The 15,313-nt window shown below is 49.3% G+C and carries 15 protein-coding genes and 1 other annotated feature; of the genes, 7 read left to right on the top strand and 8 right to left on the bottom strand.

The genetic code is table 11. The features are described from left to right. Positions 1-99 precede the first annotated feature (99 nt). Complete coding sequence (locus tag PJDR2_RS26910; RefSeq protein ID WP_015846906.1) at positions 100-1,569, bottom strand: hypothetical protein; 1,470 nt, start codon at positions 1,567-1,569, stop codon at positions 100-102. A 175-nt stretch (positions 1,570-1,744) separates the two neighbouring features. On the opposite strand from PJDR2_RS26910, the gene PJDR2_RS26905 reads away from it, so the two are divergent. Further along, positions 1,745-2,068 carry a hypothetical protein gene (locus tag PJDR2_RS26905; RefSeq protein WP_015846905.1) on the top strand — a complete coding sequence of 108 codons (324 nt, stop codon included), beginning with the start codon at positions 1,745-1,747 and terminating at the stop codon, positions 2,066-2,068. Between the two features lie 18 nt (positions 2,069-2,086). After that, positions 2,087-2,566, top strand: a complete 480-nt coding sequence (locus tag PJDR2_RS26900; protein ID WP_015846904.1) for an NUDIX domain-containing protein — start codon at positions 2,087-2,089, stop codon at positions 2,564-2,566. A 52-nt stretch (positions 2,567-2,618) separates the two neighbouring features. Here the strand turns inward: PJDR2_RS26900 and argS are convergent, their stop codons facing one another. From argS to PJDR2_RS26885, 3 genes are all read right to left on the bottom strand, one after another. Next, positions 2,619-4,313: an arginine--tRNA ligase gene (argS, locus tag PJDR2_RS26895; protein ID WP_015846903.1), complete on the bottom strand. Its 1,695-nt coding sequence runs from the start codon at positions 4,311-4,313 to the stop codon at positions 2,619-2,621. Positions 4,314-4,370: 57 nt separating this feature from the next. Next, positions 4,371-4,623: a binding site (T-box leader), on the bottom strand. A gap of 39 nt (positions 4,624-4,662) precedes the next feature. Continuing rightward, positions 4,663-4,986 carry a thioredoxin family protein gene (locus PJDR2_RS26890; RefSeq protein ID WP_041613658.1) on the bottom strand — a complete coding sequence of 108 codons (324 nt, stop codon included), beginning with the start codon at positions 4,984-4,986 and terminating at the stop codon, positions 4,663-4,665. Positions 4,987-5,038: 52 nt separating this feature from the next. Beyond that, complete coding sequence (locus PJDR2_RS26885; protein WP_015846901.1) at positions 5,039-5,992, bottom strand: L-lactate dehydrogenase; 954 nt, start codon at positions 5,990-5,992, stop codon at positions 5,039-5,041. A gap of 556 nt (positions 5,993-6,548) precedes the next feature. On the opposite strand from PJDR2_RS26885, the gene PJDR2_RS26880 reads away from it, so the two are divergent. The 3 genes from PJDR2_RS26880 (at position 6,549) to PJDR2_RS26870 (ending at position 10,344) form a co-directional block, all read left to right on the top strand. Further along, positions 6,549-7,502: an ABC transporter permease gene (locus PJDR2_RS26880; protein WP_015846900.1), complete on the top strand. Its 954-nt coding sequence runs from the start codon at positions 6,549-6,551 to the stop codon at positions 7,500-7,502. Positions 7,503-7,648: 146 nt separating this feature from the next. Next, positions 7,649-8,566 carry a carbohydrate ABC transporter permease gene (locus tag PJDR2_RS26875; RefSeq protein WP_015846899.1) on the top strand — a complete coding sequence of 306 codons (918 nt, stop codon included), beginning with the start codon at positions 7,649-7,651 and terminating at the stop codon, positions 8,564-8,566. 71 nt (positions 8,567-8,637) lie between these two features. Next, the gene (locus PJDR2_RS26870) at positions 8,638-10,344 is read left to right on the top strand and encodes an extracellular solute-binding protein (RefSeq protein ID WP_015846898.1); all 1,707 of its coding nucleotides are present in this window, start codon (positions 8,638-8,640) and stop codon (positions 10,342-10,344) included. A gap of 90 nt (positions 10,345-10,434) precedes the next feature. Here the strand turns inward: PJDR2_RS26870 and PJDR2_RS26865 are convergent, their stop codons facing one another. The 4 genes from PJDR2_RS26865 to PJDR2_RS26850 all read right to left on the bottom strand — a co-directional run bounded on the left by PJDR2_RS26865 (position 10,435) and on the right by PJDR2_RS26850 (position 13,013). Then, complete coding sequence (locus PJDR2_RS26865; RefSeq protein WP_015846897.1) at positions 10,435-11,172, bottom strand: DUF4247 domain-containing protein; 738 nt, start codon at positions 11,170-11,172, stop codon at positions 10,435-10,437. Between the two features lie 112 nt (positions 11,173-11,284). Beyond that, positions 11,285-11,791 (bottom strand): DUF4178 domain-containing protein, encoded by a 507-nt coding sequence (locus tag PJDR2_RS26860; RefSeq protein ID WP_015846896.1) that lies wholly within the window; start codon positions 11,789-11,791, stop codon positions 11,285-11,287. 30 nt (positions 11,792-11,821) lie between these two features. Continuing rightward, on the bottom strand, positions 11,822-12,223 hold the full coding sequence (locus PJDR2_RS26855; RefSeq protein ID WP_015846895.1) for a DUF350 domain-containing protein: 402 nt from the start codon (positions 12,221-12,223) through the stop codon (positions 11,822-11,824). 115 nt (positions 12,224-12,338) lie between these two features. After that, on the bottom strand, positions 12,339-13,013 hold the full coding sequence (locus tag PJDR2_RS26850; protein WP_015846894.1) for a PspA/IM30 family protein: 675 nt from the start codon (positions 13,011-13,013) through the stop codon (positions 12,339-12,341). Between the two features lie 192 nt (positions 13,014-13,205). On the opposite strand from PJDR2_RS26850, the gene PJDR2_RS26845 reads away from it, so the two are divergent. Then, the gene (locus PJDR2_RS26845) at positions 13,206-13,712 is read left to right on the top strand and encodes a DinB family protein (protein ID WP_015846893.1); all 507 of its coding nucleotides are present in this window, start codon (positions 13,206-13,208) and stop codon (positions 13,710-13,712) included. A 161-nt stretch (positions 13,713-13,873) separates the two neighbouring features. Then, positions 13,874-15,298, top strand: coding sequence for a hypothetical protein (locus tag PJDR2_RS26840; RefSeq protein WP_015846892.1), 1,425 nt, complete (start codon positions 13,874-13,876; stop codon positions 15,296-15,298). The last annotated feature ends 15 nt before the right edge of the window (positions 15,299-15,313 follow it).

Raw genomic sequence — 15,313 nt, 5'->3', positions numbered from 1 at the left:
ATGATGAAACGGCTTCTGCCAGCGTGAACCATTGTCCGTAAGGACTGTGATTCACCCCGGCAGAAGCCGTTTGTCGTTTTGCCGGTTGCTTAACGATATTTATTCCCGCGCTCCGCCTTCCACGATGTTAAAGTAATAATTTACATCGTCCTCGCATGCGGACATATTATCTAAAGACTGCGGCGCACATACATACATGAGATGCGCGGTCACAGGAAGCTGATTATCTCCAATCGGGTAGACGCCTTTTTCATCAACTCCATAATTATTCATATCTTTCATTGCATAGTTAGCCTGCATACCACCGTTTAAAAGCTCTATTTTTATATAGTTATGGTTGGCTCCTGAAGGCTTTAGCTTCAACAATTGCAGACGATTGAACTGCTCTATGAAGTTATCTGACGACATCAGTTGGGAGTACTGCGCCCATTGTTCTGAGGTGCTGCGGCTCAGCTTAACAGACTGATCGGAAGACTGATAAACCGCCCATACATGTGTATAGAGTCCCTTTGCATCCATATCCGTTAAACGGAAGCTAAGCTCTTTGATCTCGCCGTTAGCCGAAAGCACGGCATCAAAGCTGTCTACTCTAGCCTGAATGCTTATCGCTGCACGGGCAGCAACCATCTTCCACAAGCCGTCTGCCCCAAGCTCTTTTGCCGATATATGGCGTATAGTCAAACTTTGAGGCTCTGAATCTAAATAATGAACAATAGGTGGAACAACCAACTGCAAAACATACATGAGTAAACCAAGCAGGGCAGCCTTATCCTTAACCGAGAGATTGGATCTTGGTTTTCGGAAAAATAACAGGTATACTACAAAGCCAAGCGGTAGCTTGAAATTATTAATTGCAAACGTAAATCCGCCAAGCAGCATATGGCCAAGGAGCTTCCAGCCTAATCCGTTCTCGGGATCTGTACGCTTACGGTAAAGCATGACCAGACTCCCAATGATTAGCGCGGTCACGATAATAGCTGGAAGTATCCCTTTATATGACTTGTTATATTGACGATACCCATACAAGTTAAAGCCGGAGAAGCTAACCTTAACACCCTGCGAGAACTTATCGCGATCCGTATCATTAATGCTAATAAGTGTTAGATCCGATCCTTCGGCTGTGCCATAGTTTCCTTCGAGTATGTCCTTTCCGTTAGTATCTGTTATTGTCCACTTAAGGTTTCCCAAGTTTGAAAAAGTGTCATTCGTAAGTTGAGAAAGGGAGAGGAGCTGGCCGGAACTTCTACTCGGATGAGAGACAGCTTTTATTTGAATGTAAAAATCCGTGTCGCGCTTTTCAACCTTATCTAGAATAATGTCCGAATCAAATTTCTTTGCGATCACAAGGTTAAGCTTTGTCTCTCCAACCTCCTTCGGAATCCATTCCGGCTTGAGGAAGAAGTTCACCGTTATACCTTCCTTAACTAAGGACAGGCTGTATCCGTCTTGAGTAATAATTCTTCGGTAAACCGCCTCATCACGGTTATGGTAAAGCCAATACGTCGTGCAAAGAATGCTAATCAGAAGAACAAGCACAGAGATCTGCAGAATAATCATTTTCTTATTCAAATTTTTTCTTCCCCGCCTTCAGTCCGTCCATGACCCGATGTATGAACCTATAACTATATACTTTGGAAAAACAAGGAAAGTTGCGATTGCGGAAAAGAATATGAAGCGCTGATCGATTTCCAACAGCTATAATGGTAACTGCGGCTGTTAGAAGCTTTTGAATATGGAGGGTACGATGCGCGTTATTAAATTACTGACTAATATTTTGTTTTACATCCTGTTGTTCTTTATTTATTGGATGCAAAGCTATACCTGGATTTCGATCTTTATATCCTATTTATTTCAAATCAATTTTACCTTTATTAAAGTCATGATGATTGCAGGAGCTGTAATTGCGTTGGCCTTATGCTTCCTTATTCGATTTACCCAAAAGAAATACCCCGTTGTATTTAAGCTGCTAATGCTGATTCATCTCGCTTTGCTTTTTAACATCATACATACGGTTTCCAGCTTCGATGAACCCATCAAAGTCCCGGTCAAACAGGCCGAGCAATACTAAGCGAAGGCAGGGGATACCTTGGAGAAGATTCGTCTTCGGGCATGCGCATTAATCGTGGAGAACGACGAGATTCTATTGATCGAGTTCAAGAACGATAATGACGACGGCGTGCACTATAACCTGCCGGCGGGCGGCGTTGAAGCGGGAGAAACGCTCGTGGAAGCCGCTAAACGGGAAGCTATGGAGGAAGCTTGCGTTGAGGTGGATGTAGGTCCCGTAGCGTTTGTTTATGAATATCAGCCGGCGAAAAATAACGGCATTTACGGCGATACGCATTCGGTAGGGGTTACTTTTGCATGCACGCTGAAAAAAGGTTCGTCTCCCGAATTCCCCGATATTCCTGATCCAACCCAGATCGGGGTCAAATGGATACCGATTTTGGAGCTGCCTACCATTGTGCTGTACCCGGAGATCCAGGAGGATATCATCCATTATTGCCGTGGAAAAGAATACCGCAATTATGTGGAGGAATATGACATCCAACAAAGCAAACTATAATCAAACAGAGGGGGCAGGTCCGCTATCAATAGGAGGCTGCCCCTTAGTGCTCTTACATTTCCTTCAGCGCTTTGACTCCCAGCAGCCTCAGTCCGTCTTCGAGGGTTTCGGCCGTCATGCGGACAAGCGTTAGCTTTGCTGCTTGTTCGGAAGGGTTGCCGGTAATGATCTTCTCGTGGTGATAGAACCGGTTGAACGTCTGGGCTAGCTCGATCAGATAACGGGCGGCGACGGAAGGCTCATAACGCTGCGCCGCTTGCGAGAGAGCAGCGGGATAGCGCATCAAGGTCTTCGCCAGCTGCCAGGATTGGTCGCCTTCGGCATATTGGTAATCGGCAGCATCCGCATGTTGGTCAGATTCTGCGTGACCATCGCTGCCTGCTTTGCGCAGCAGGCTTTGCGTTCTAGCGTAAGTGTACTGCACGTAAGGACCCGTCTCTCCTTCGAAGTTAACGACGTCCTCGAGGGAGAAGTTCACTTCATGAAGCCGCGAGTGGAGCAGATCGCCAAAGATAACGGCGCCAACGCCAACGGCTTCCGCAACCTCGGCTTTACCGGCGAGATTAGGGTTCTTATCCTCGATAATGCGCAGAGCATGCGCGGCCGCTTCATCCAGAACATCCTCGAGGAAGACGACCTTGCCTCTGCGGGTAGACATTTTCTGCCCGTCCATCAGCATCAGGCCAAACGGGATATGCTTGCACTCTGTCGCCCAATCAAAGCCCATCCGTCCGAGCACCAGGAAGAGCTGACGGAAATGCAGGGATTGCTCCGCGCCAACCACATACAGCAGCTCATTGCCCAGCATCTGATCATGCCGGTAGATCGCGGTGGCTAGATCACGCGTAGCGTAGATCGAGGAGCCGTCGGATTTTTTGATAATGCAAGGCGGCAGGGCTTCTTCATCCAGCCGTACCACTAACGCGCCGTCGCTCTCTTCGAGCAAGCCTTGACGGGTCAACTGCTCCACTACCGCATCCATTTTATCGTTATAGAAGCTTTCGCCAAGGTAATGGTCGAATGATACGCCAAGGCGGTCGTACAGCTTGTTGAAGGCGGCTAGACTGTCCTCGATAAACATGCGCCAGTAGCGGTTAGCTTCCGTGTCGCCGCTCTCCAGCTTAACGAACCATTCCCGTGCTTCCGTCTCGAGCTCCGGCTGGAGCACCGCTTCCTCATGGAAACGGACATAAAGCTCGAGGTAGGCTTTAATCGGATCCTCGGCTTTGCCGGCGGGGTCTCCCCATTTCAGGTAAGCCGTAATCATTTTGCCGAATTGGGTGCCCCAGTCGCCCAGATGATTAACGTTAACCGTATCGTAGCCCACCTTGCGGAGCAGGTTGTAAAGGGCGTTGCCAATCATCGTCGAGCGCAAATGCCCGATGCCAAACGGCTTGGCGATATTGGGGGAGGACATATCGATAATGACGCGTTTACCTCCGCCGATCTCCGGTGTTTGCGCTCCGCCATTCCGTACGAATTGCTCTATTACCGCGGCGCGATTGAACTTGAAGTTAAGGTAGGGACCGGCAACGGATATCGTCCACCGGCTGCTCTCCGCCAGGGATACGGCTAGTTGTCCGGCGATTTGCGCCGGGCTTTGCTTCATCAGCTTCGACAGGGCAAAGCAAGGAAAAGCGACGTCGCCAAGCTGCTCGTTAGGCGGGAACTCCAGAAGCTCCTCGATTTGCTGGCTCGATAGGGAGCAGTGCTCCGCCAGGCTGGCTGCAATCATTTCTTTTAACATAAGGGTACGCCTCCTGAGAAAATGGTAGCAAAAATAAAAACATAAAACCCCCGTCTCGTAAGAGACGGGGGTTAATCCCGCGGTGCCACTCTTGTTGCTTATTGGCAGGCGGAAGTACAAATAAACGCGCTGCTATAAGCATCTCGCCGTTGTAACGGTACTGAACCGGGCAGGCCTACTGTATAACGAAAATCGGTTCGGCAAGCCATCTCCCGGGTCCTCTTCGCAAAATGCGCCATCGCCGGCTTTCACCAACCCGGCTCGCTGCTCATGTGCATCATCCTGCTACTGTCCCGTTCCTCGATGTTATATAACGACCATCATACTTGATGTTATCTGAATAATCAATCTATTGTTTCATGCGATGGCTAAGAATCTGAATAAACGACTGGCAGGCCACGAAAGTCCGCATCACCGTAATCGGCTCGCCATCCTTATACAAGGCCATGGCAGGAACGGCGCGCAGTTCAAGCGGAGCGGCTGTCTGCGGGAACAGATCGATGTTAACGAAAGCAACGGTCATCTCGCCGCGAAGAGAAGGGATGGCGGCCTCGAGCTGTCCGGCTATCGTATGGCAAGGGGTGCAGAAGGTGCTGCGGTACAGAACAAGCACGGAGCCTCCGCTTGCGATTGCTTCCTGCAGCTGTTGATCAGTAAGCTGGTTCAAAGGCATAAGGTACGTTATCTCCCGGATAGTTAGAATAAGTAGGATGCCCTCCATTGTATCATCCCAGCTTCAACTGCTCAATTGCCCCGCGAATGATACGGCATGAAAAAGCCATCTGCCGCTCTTCCTCCGGCGTCAAATTAAGTTCAATGATTTCCTTTACGCCGCTGCGGGTAACGATGGCGGGAACGCCTGCCGCAATGCCCGTCTGGTTGTATTCCTGCTCGAGGATGGAGGAGACGGCGATGATGCGGTGTTCATCATACAGAACGGAGCGGGTGATATAGGCAAGCGCATTACCGATGCCGTAGTGGGTAGAGCCCATGCGGGTGTAAATTTCCCAGCCTGCGTTTTTGGTCTGTTCGGCAATTTCATTCAGCTTGAGATGGCCGAACCGGACCGGATGCTGGGTCAGAATATCCCGAATCGGCTTGCCTCCAATCGTCACATGCGACCAGGCCGGGAATTGGGATTCTCCGTGTTCACCCAGCACATAGCCGTGCACGCTGCGCGGATCAACGGAGAAATGCTCGCAGAGCAGCGTTTTGAGCCGGGCCGAATCAATGGATGTGCCGGATCCGATAACCTGGCCGCGGGGTAGTCCTGACAACTTCCATACGACATAAGTAACCACGTCTACCGGATTAGCCGCCGCGAGAAAAATACCGTTAAACCCGCTGTCCATAATCCGCGGAATGATATGGCCATAGATGTCGGCTACCGCGCTTAGCATGCCCATCCGGTCCTGGCCTTTTGGCGGATAACCGCCGGCGGAGAGAATAACGACGTCCATATCCGAGCAATCCTCGTACGTACCGTTATAGATCTTCGTGCGGGAATGGATAAAATCCATGCCATGCGACATGTCGAGCGCTTGCGCAACTGCGCGGTCAGGCGTCCGTCCAATAAGCATAATCTCTTCGCATATCGATTGATTGATAAGGGAGTACGCGCAGCTTGAACCCACGTTGCCAACCCCGACGATCGCTACCTTGCGCGCTTTGCTTCTCATGCCCAGCAGCCCCTTACCTCGAATGTTGTTGCTTCTAGTATATGGGCTTGCATATCAATCATGTGACGGCGAAGTTACGGTCATGTTTGTCTTTCTTACACTTCGGATAGGCGGACGAACATAGGCTGTGAGAGTGGCGCTTCCGCCAAGCGACCATGTCTAAAGTCTCGCCGCCGAAGCGAGGATTAGCGTTTATGCGACTAAAAACTCCACGATCCTACACAATGCGACAAACATATTTAATATATTATATAGATTAAAGAAAATTGAATAGGCTAGATAACAAGAGGAATACCCATAATTTGTTCGAAAACCCAGCGTTTTTGCTCAAATAACCCCTAAAATCGTTCGTAGGTAGTATTGATTCTATATATTAAATATATTATATTATAAATAAGTGTAACCGCTTTCACCTCATGGGTAAGGGGTAGCCGATTCCGCAATTGAGGTAGCAAGTTGCTTTGAAGCCTAAGCAATTGCTTACGAAGCATGAATTATACTACTGGCAAACGCCTGGCCATGGATGTGTTATTCATTTTAGGAGGTGGAAGAGACAATGATTGTGAATGAGGCAAAAGTCGAAGTTATGCCGATAACCAAAAAAAAGAACGAGGCTTGGTCAAGAGTTTGGTATTTCAGGCATGCGTACTTGTTTATGCTTCCAGCTGTTATTTGGTATTTGGTGTTCAGCTATTATCCGATGTATGGCGTTCTGATCGCATTTAAAGATTTCAAGTACAACCTCGGAATAATGGGAAGTCCATGGGAAGGACTGCGGTTTTTCAAGCAGTTCTTGAATGATTCCAACTTTTATTCAGTCCTTAAAAATACGCTGTCGATCAGCGGTCTTAAGCTGTTGTTCGGATTTCCGGCACCGCTAGTTCTCGCTTTAATGCTTAACGCCGTGATGCGCAGCAAAATAAAGCGGATCTTCCAAACGATTTCTTACCTGCCGCACTTTGTATCCTGGGTCGTTGTCGTAACGCTGATGCAAAAGATTCTTTCTCCTAACGTTGGTCTTGTGAATGATATCCGTGAAAAAATGGGACTCGATGCGATCTTCTTCATGGGCCTACCGAAATTATTCTATCCTCTCGTCATTTCCTCCGATATTTGGAAGGGCATTGGATGGGGATCGATCATTTATTTGGCCGCATTAACCAACATTGATCCGCACTTGTATGAAGCCGCGGAAATGGACGGGGCGGGACGCTGGAGCAAGCTGTTCAAAATCACGCTGCCAACCCTGGTGCCTACGATCGGCATTCTGCTCATCTTCTCCTTAAGCGGCATTCTGAATGCCGGGTTTGACCAAATATGGCTAATGCAGACGCCTGCTACATTAAGCGTCTCTGAGATATTGGACACCTACGTGCTCAAGACGGGTATCCAGCAAGGACAATTCGCGTATTCCACGGCGATCGGCTTGTTCAAATCGGCGATCTCGCTGATCCTGATCATAACGGTGAACAAGGTAGCCAAGAAGGTAAGCGACGTGTCTTTATGGTGAAGAAAGATTGCTTCACAATTCATAGGACTATGCTTTCGAAGTATGAATCATCACAATGGCCAGAACAGCCATTAGGGTGACAATTCATTTGAGCGGATGCTTACGATGTATGAATTGCTTCACAATTCATTTTAGGAGGTGCGGGAATGGGCACGAGAAGAATGTCGGCAGCCGATAAAATATATTCGACCTTGAATTATACCGTGCTGCTCCTATTTTGCCTGACGGCACTCTACCCCTTTATTTATTTTTTGGCGCTTTCGTTTAATGACGGCTATGACGCGATGAAAGGCGGCATTTACTTTTACCCTCGCGTTTTTACGCTTGAGAACTACTCCAAGGCATTTAATAATCCGCAGGTCTTAAATGCTTTTACGATTTCCGTTTCACGGACTTTTATCGTTACCCTATGTTCCGTCATGCTGACTTCTATGCTAGCTTATGGGCTCTCGCGGAAAGGTCTGCCCGGAAGAAAATACATCGTCTTTTTCTTCTTCTTTACGACCTTGTTCAGCGGCGGTTTGATTCCGACTTTCATTTTGTACCGGCAAATCCATATTATCGATACGTATTGGGTACTGGTCCTTCCCGTGCTGTACGACTTTTTTAATGCGATTGTCATGAAAACGTTTTTTGACGGGATCCCTCCAAGCTTGTCGGAGTCGGCCCGAATCGACGGCGCAAGCGAAATGCAGGTGTTTGCGCGAATCATTCTCCCGCTTTCCATGCCTGTGTTGGCTACTATAGCTTTGTTCGTAGGAGTTGGCGTATGGAACGACTGGTTTACCGGGCAGTTCTTCATCTCGAAAGAAAACCTTCAGCCTGCGGCGACGTTCCTGAACAAAATGATCAGCGAAGCGTCCTTCCAGACCATGACGGGTTCGGGGAGCAGTGGTTCGTCGATCCAAAACATGAGCCAGTCCCAAATGGAGCTGCGGGGCGTAACGCCGGAAGCGCTCCGGATGACGTTTGTCATCATCATCACCACTCCGATCCTTTGCGTGTATCCGTTCCTTCAAAGGTTCTTCGTAAAGGGTGTATTGGTAGGTTCGCTTAAAGAGTAGTCGCGAGGCGAAGGGTATAAAAGGCACTGCCTTTTATATATAAAAATTAAGAAATGAGAGGGGCTTGTCAAATGCGTAAAACCAGATTAAAAGGTTCTCTTGGCTTGGCAGCTGCGATCCCGCTGCTTGCATTGTCGATGACGGCGTGCAGCGATAACGGGGGGAACAACGAACCAGATGCGTCTGCGTCTGCAGGCAATGCAACGAATTCGGGGCAAAAAGAAGCAGATACGCCTAAGCCGGTCACGTTAACGTTCCTGAGCGCATGGAATGGCGGCGGAGCAGGTTTCCCGCAAGATCAAGAGAACAATCCGGTAGCAAAAGCGATTAGAGACAAGACTGGCGTCACGCTCAAGATGGAATCGATCACGACAAGCGAAGTCGAGAAGCTGAATACCATGTTCGCTTCCGGCACGGTTCCGGATATCGTAAACGCTCCGTACTGGTCGACAACCGGCGGTGAAGGACAAGTTATTAAAAAAGCCGCTCTGGAAGGTCAGCTTCTTGACTTAACGCCTTATCTCGATAAATACCCGAACGTTAAGAGATTGATCACGACTGGCATAGCGAAAGACTTTGCCGAGTTTGACATGAATAGCCCCGATCTGGAGGGCAAGCAATATATCATTCCGACGGAGACGCCGGACGGTTCGATCGAAAGCATTCATAACTGGAACTACGGCCTGTATGCCCGCGGCGATATCTTGAAGGCGCTGAATGTAAATGCGGCGGATATTGATACGCAGGAGAAGCTGACCGATTTGCTGGAGAAGATCAAAAACGGCAATTTCAAAGATATTAGCGGCAAGCCGGTTATCCCTGCCGGAACGCTGCACAACGGTTGGGATTCCAGCCAATTCACAAAGGGCTGGACGGGTTACAATATTTCCGACTTCCGCGAGGAAGACGGCAAGCTGACCTTCTGGGCTTTGTCCAAAGACGAAGAAGACAAAATGATGTATTTGCGCAAGTTGATCCAAGGCGGACTATTCGATCCTGAAGCCTTCAGCAACACCGACACAACGGCTATGGAGAAGCTGACCACCGGCAAGCTTGCTGTATTCGGAGCCCAGCCTATGCTTGGCGATTTGTCCAAAACGCTGTATAAGACGAATCCGGAAATGCAATACGAGCTGCTTGGTCCAATGAAGAATAAGAATGGCGAAATCGCAACGCAAGTTGAGAAGCCGGGACGTTCCGGATTCCCTGCGATCTTCTTGAGCGCGAAAATCAAAGACCCGGATGCGGCACTGCGTTACCTTGATTTCGTAAACAGCGACGAAGGCCGACTGCTTGCGTACTGGGGGATTGAAGGCAAGGATTACACGATGGTGGACGGAAGACCGCAATGGATTCCGGACGTGAAGAAGCAGTTTGACGAGAATCCTGACTTGAAGCGAGACGAAGGACTTAACTTCCTGCCGGGCAGATTCACTGGCGCATTCTCCGATACGGTGACATGGCCAAAAACGGATGATCAAAAAACGCAATGGGATAAGCTGGAGGAAAGCTTCTCCGTAAAAATGCCGATTAAAATCATCGATAAAGTAAGCGCCAGCTATCTGGAAAGAGACTGGCCGAAATATCAGCAATATCGCGACAAGGTAGGCAGCTTTGACTTTAACGCGGAATTGCAAAAAGCATACTTCGCGAAGTCGGATGATGAAGCTTTGAAAATCCTTCATAAAGCGCAAGACAAGTTCAAAGATGCCGGTGCCCTGGAAATGACAGAGTATGTGGCACAAAAAGCCGCAGAACGGAATGACATTGGTTACTAAGATAAAATAGGACTAAAACATAAAAAAACGCCCGAGCGATCGGGCGTTTTTTTATGTTTATTGCTCAATTAACATCAAACATGCGCATCGTCACCGCCGCCGCGAAACGCGGCCGGAGCCCATGCGGATCTTCGGCGCCGATTTCTTCGGCTTGGTGAAGACCGAGCTCTTCTTCGATGAGCTTGATGACGAGCCGCCGGTGACGACCTTGCCGGTCTTGCCGGTCGAACTGCTGCTGCCTGATCCAACTGCAGTGGAGTCGGCATTCTTAGAACGTTTTAAGATGGATCCGGTACGGTTCACCGTCATTGGCGGTGCTTTTTTCAGATCCTGATCGGATGGCTTGTGGTAAGTGGTCTGCGGTTTATAGACATCCTTCTGGGAGTAACCGCGGTAGTTGCCATGACCGTACTTGCCGTTATCGAACAGATTGCTCAGCACGCTGGCGAGCAGGTAACCCTCCAGGAAGCTGCTGCTGTAATTATTGCGCACGTACTCCTTGGAGTCGATTTCGATCAGGGAGTCCGACGGATCATCGGGAGCCTGCTGGATTTGGATGACCTCATCGCTGTAGACGAGGAACATCCTTTCGGTACTTTCCGCAGACTGCTGCTCAGGCTTCTTCTTATCGACGAGCTGCTTGGCGACCTCCGGAACGGTCTGGTCCGCAGCCCGGTAGACGTAAGACGTCTGGCTGCCCGAACCGTTCACCGATTCAAGCGGATACTGCTCCTTTACGGTATCGGAGATGGCGCAGGCAGCAAGCATGGGAACGATGAGGCTGAGTAATAGAATAATTTTGATGCTATGAAGCCACCACTTCTTCATCTTGCTCCTCCTAAAAAGAATTGCGAAGCAATTCTTACTTCGAAAGCATGAACTTAAAGAATTGCGAAGCAATTCTTACTTCGAAAGCTTAATCTTAAAGGATAGCTTCGCCTTATGCGCCCCGGATCACGCGGACATCCGCGGGAAGCACCGATTCGCCAACATACAGCATGAAGCGTCCGTCGAGCCATTCCACGCGGAGCAGCTTCATATCGTCGGACTGATACTGCCATACGTATTGCTCGCCGCCTTGCATAAACGGCGTTTTGCCGTTGGCGGCGATCATGCCCGAGAAGTTCTCTTCCATGTGATAAGCCCGGTCATCCAGTTCAAGGGTAGTTGGTACTTCGTCAAAGGTATCCAGTCTTCCGTCAATTTGCTCATACAGAGCGAATACTGTTCTTTCGCGTTCCTCAATCGACAGATAGCGGATGTCGCTTCCGTCCTGCAGCGTCAGCACAACCGCGTTGCGGCTGCGGTTCCGGCTGCTGCCGGTTACTTGATACGTGACCAGGGAAACTTCGCACACATCGCCGGGAGCAAGAGACAAGATGCTTTTCTCCGCTTTCACCGGCTCAGGCTTTGCCATAATTTTTTTAATTCGTTTAAAAATGCTCATCAAGGTTTACTCCTTCGTACGATCGTTCTGTTAGACCGAAGCAATAATCAGCGCACCCGCAATGTGAAGGGATCCGGCGATTAACGCGTAGCCGACCTTGCCCTCGTGAATGCCTTTGTCCAGCTGAATGCCGGCAATGGCACCAAAAACAATCCGGAAAATCGCTTCAACAATCAGCAGGGTAATAAACGATACAAGCGAGATCACAAGAGCTTCCCACATGTAAGTTGCCTGTCCGATCGACGAAGCAAGGATGTATGCCTGTGCGCCCAGCTTCATTACAAAGCGGACCGCTACAGCAATATTACCATCTTTCATTTCCTTAAAATCATGGTATTTCGTGGACAATGAGTCTAGATACATGAGGATAAAAAGCAGCAGCGCCCCAGCGCCTGTCCACACCGGAATTTGCAGCAAATCCGTCCAAGTCATGACATTCTTTCCCCCAATAAAGTAATAGAACTGCAAAATCCGCCGGCGCTGCCGTTAAGCTATGGCGCCGGCGGACATGTTTGCGTCAGTCCATTTTATTCCATGCGTGCAGATGCTATTCCTTCTTTTCGTACTGTTGCATCAGAGCGGCAAGTTCGTCTTCAACCGCTTTATCCTTGCCAAGAGCCGCAAACTCGTCGTCAAGCGATTTGCCTTTGGACTGCGCAAGTTCGTTTGATGCCTCGGCGCGTGCTTCGGCTTGAAGCATTTTCTCTTCCATGCGCTTCAGGCCTGCGGAAGCGGAATCGGAGCTGAAGCCTGCAAGCGATTTGTTGATTTGTTCTTGCGCTTTAGCCGCTTGGTAGCGGGCAACCAGCGTTTCGCGCTTGTTTTTCATCTCGGTCAATGCTTTACGCATTTCGTCGAGCTTCGCGCGAAGGTTATCTGCCATAGCTTTGTTATTGTCAAAGCTTGTTTTGTACTCGGCCGCTTTCGCTTCGGCCGCTTTTTTCTCTTCCAGTGCACGGCGGGCAAGGTCGATGTTCTGAGCCTGAGCCGCGATATGCGCTTGCTCACCGCGTTTTTCTACCAGCTGAGCTTGCTCTTCATATAGCTGCTTGAATTTTTTCTCGATGGCGATTTGGGCAGCTACGGCTTTCTCGGCATCCTCAAGATCTTCTTGCATGTCACGGATATATTGGTCAGTCAGCTTGATTGGATCTTCCGCTTTCTCAATCAGAGCGTATACATTCGATAAGGTAAGGTCACGAAGTCGTTTGAAAATAGACATTTTAAACATCCTCCCGGGATTTTCGATTTTCAATATTGGAGCTTATAACACCTACATACGATTATACGCTCGATTAGGTTTCATTTCGATAGTTCGGGAAAAAGTGGTGCCCCGGTTTCATTGTTAAAAATTAGAAAACTTTGGTAAAATAAACGAGGAATCAATTCATTTTACTCTGGGAGATGAGCAGGAATGAGTCATGAAATCATGCGCCAATTCGAATATCATGTATGGGCTAACAATCGGTTGTTCGAGCATTTGAAGCAGCTTCCCGAAGAAGCGTATGCGGCTGAAGTCCAAAGCGTGTTCCCGTCCGTAGCCGCGGTGCTGGAGCATCTGTATGTCCGCGATGAGCTGTGGCTTGCCGTCCTGCAGGGGGAAGAGGCGGATCTGATTGGTTTGGTTAACCGCAAGGCGGAGGAAGTAAAGGGGATGACGGCTGCATCGCTGGAGGAACGTTGCAATGTGATTGCAGACCGGTTCCGTACTTATATGGCCGGAGTGGAAGATCTGGACAAGCTGACGACGATTACGCATCCGAGATTCGGGTCCATGACGGCACCTTTATCCGGCATTATTCAGCATGTTGTTAACCACGGAACGTATCACCGGGGGAACGTGGCGGCTATACTAAGACAACAGGGGCATCCGGGCGTTGCAACGGATTATATAATTTTCCTGTACGGCCAATTTAATTAATCCACAGGCTTATTCACATTATCAACATGAGTAATCCCCAATTATAGTGAGACTTTACATAAAGTTAATAACATATCCACAACAGAGGCTGTCCACATAAAGTCCTAGTCCGGAAGTCAGGTCATACATGCAAAATTGTAGAGATTTGTCGGAGGTTCTATGTGAAAATACGGATTCGTTTGGAGTGGCTGGCCGTTATCGTTGCAGCCGCTGTATTATTGCCGCTATTATTCTTCAGTCCTGTCGGAGTAGCGAATAATGGCGACTTTTACCGGATGATGCTGGCAGGCGGCATCGATTTCGCCGATCCCGGCGAATCGTACCGGGACAAGTATTTCGGATATTTTCATGCGTTGTATCATTACGGGCCATTCTCGGCAGGAAGTTATATCTCTTCCCAGATTATCCTTGTCTTTATTGCTGGGATGATCGGCCGGGCATTGAACTCGCATGCGTTTGACATACGTATTTTATCGCTGCTGTATTCCGTCTTATACGTGACGGCTTTGTATGTCATCGTTAAATTCAATAAGCAGCGTTCGGTTATCTTTAATACCGTGCTTACCGCAAGCTTGGCGCTTGTATTTCTGGATATCGGGTACGTCGCTTATTTCAACTCGTTTTTCGGCGAAGCGGTCACCGTCATTTTTATGCTGCTTACGTTTGGACTAGCGCTTGCCCTGCCTCGTTCGGACAAGCCTTCGGCCTGGCTTCTGACGGCATTTTATTTGTCGGCAGTTTGTCTTGTCGGCACCAAGCTGCAAAACGCCCCGATCGGGCTTCTGCTCTTGCTGCTGGGCTTGCGTTACTGGAAGCTGCGTGCGGACCGGGCATGGAGATGGACAGTCGGGATCTGGTCGGCCGTTCTGCTGCTTGCTACCGTCACGATGTATGCCGCGGCGCCAAGCGAGCTGAAGCATATTAACCTGTATCAAACGGTGTTCTTCGGGGTGCTGAAGGATTCGCCGGACCCGGCAGCGGATCTCAGGGAGCTTGGTTTGCCGGAGGAATTTAAGGTGAATGCCGGAACGAATTTTTTTGAGAAGGATACGGTGATCAAGCAGGACGACCCCCGCATTCTTGAGGCGCTGGAGGGGATCAGCCATAAGGATGTGCTGCTCTACTATGCGAAACATCCGGATAGATTCCTGCAGAAGCTGGAACGCGCCGCAAAGAACGGAATGAGTATCCGGCCTTTGTATCTGGGCAGCTATGAGAAGGAGGCGGGCAAGCCTTACGGGGCAGTTAGTTACGCCTATAGCGCTTGGAGTACGTTTAAGCTGAAGGTTATGCCAAACAACTTTGGTTTTGTTGCGGCGTTTGCGGCAGCGTATCTCGTTACTCTTGCCTTGGAGTATAGGAGGCGACGTCGATCGGTGCAGCAGCGGCTGTATATGGAGGTTTTGTTTGTTCTTGCGCTTGCCGGGATGGTTGGGTTTACGGTACCCCTTGTCGGCGACGGGGAGGCGGATCTCGGCAAGCATTTATTCCTGTTTAATGTCTGCTTCGATATGATGACGGTAGTCAGCGTGCTGCATGTCGTACGGATGATCGTAAAAAAAGCAGGGCTGCCGCGCGGAGCTTGACCTCCGCGCGAAACA

The sequence above is a fragment of the Paenibacillus sp. JDR-2 genome (assembly GCF_000023585.1).
Classification (GTDB): Bacteria; Bacillota; Bacilli; order Paenibacillales; family Paenibacillaceae; genus Pristimantibacillus.
Note: the sequence above shows the minus strand (reverse complement) of the source record. Positions and strands in the feature narration are given on the sequence as shown.

Coding starts and splice junctions, on each gene's coding strand:
- PJDR2_RS26845 (WP_015846893.1), top strand. CDS start 13,206: ATGAGTCATGAAATCATGCGCCAATTCGAATATCATGTATGGGCTAAC.
- PJDR2_RS26860 (WP_015846896.1), bottom strand. CDS start 11,791: ATGAGCATTTTTAAACGAATTAAAAAAATTATGGCAAAGCCTGAGCCG.
- PJDR2_RS26905 (WP_015846905.1), top strand. CDS start 1,745: ATGCGCGTTATTAAATTACTGACTAATATTTTGTTTTACATCCTGTTG.
- PJDR2_RS26875 (WP_015846899.1), top strand. CDS start 7,649: ATGGGCACGAGAAGAATGTCGGCAGCCGATAAAATATATTCGACCTTG.
- PJDR2_RS26890 (WP_041613658.1), bottom strand. CDS start 4,986: ATGCCTTTGAACCAGCTTACTGATCAACAGCTGCAGGAAGCAATCGCA.
- PJDR2_RS26880 (WP_015846900.1), top strand. CDS start 6,549: ATGATTGTGAATGAGGCAAAAGTCGAAGTTATGCCGATAACCAAAAAA.
- PJDR2_RS26865 (WP_015846897.1), bottom strand. CDS start 11,172: ATGAAGAAGTGGTGGCTTCATAGCATCAAAATTATTCTATTACTCAGC.
- PJDR2_RS26885 (WP_015846901.1), bottom strand. CDS start 5,992: ATGAGAAGCAAAGCGCGCAAGGTAGCGATCGTCGGGGTTGGCAACGTG.
- PJDR2_RS26850 (WP_015846894.1), bottom strand. CDS start 13,013: ATGTCTATTTTCAAACGACTTCGTGACCTTACCTTATCGAATGTATAC.
- argS (WP_015846903.1), bottom strand. CDS start 4,313: ATGTTAAAAGAAATGATTGCAGCCAGCCTGGCGGAGCACTGCTCCCTA.
- PJDR2_RS26855 (WP_015846895.1), bottom strand. CDS start 12,223: ATGACTTGGACGGATTTGCTGCAAATTCCGGTGTGGACAGGCGCTGGG.
- PJDR2_RS26870 (WP_015846898.1), top strand. CDS start 8,638: ATGCGTAAAACCAGATTAAAAGGTTCTCTTGGCTTGGCAGCTGCGATC.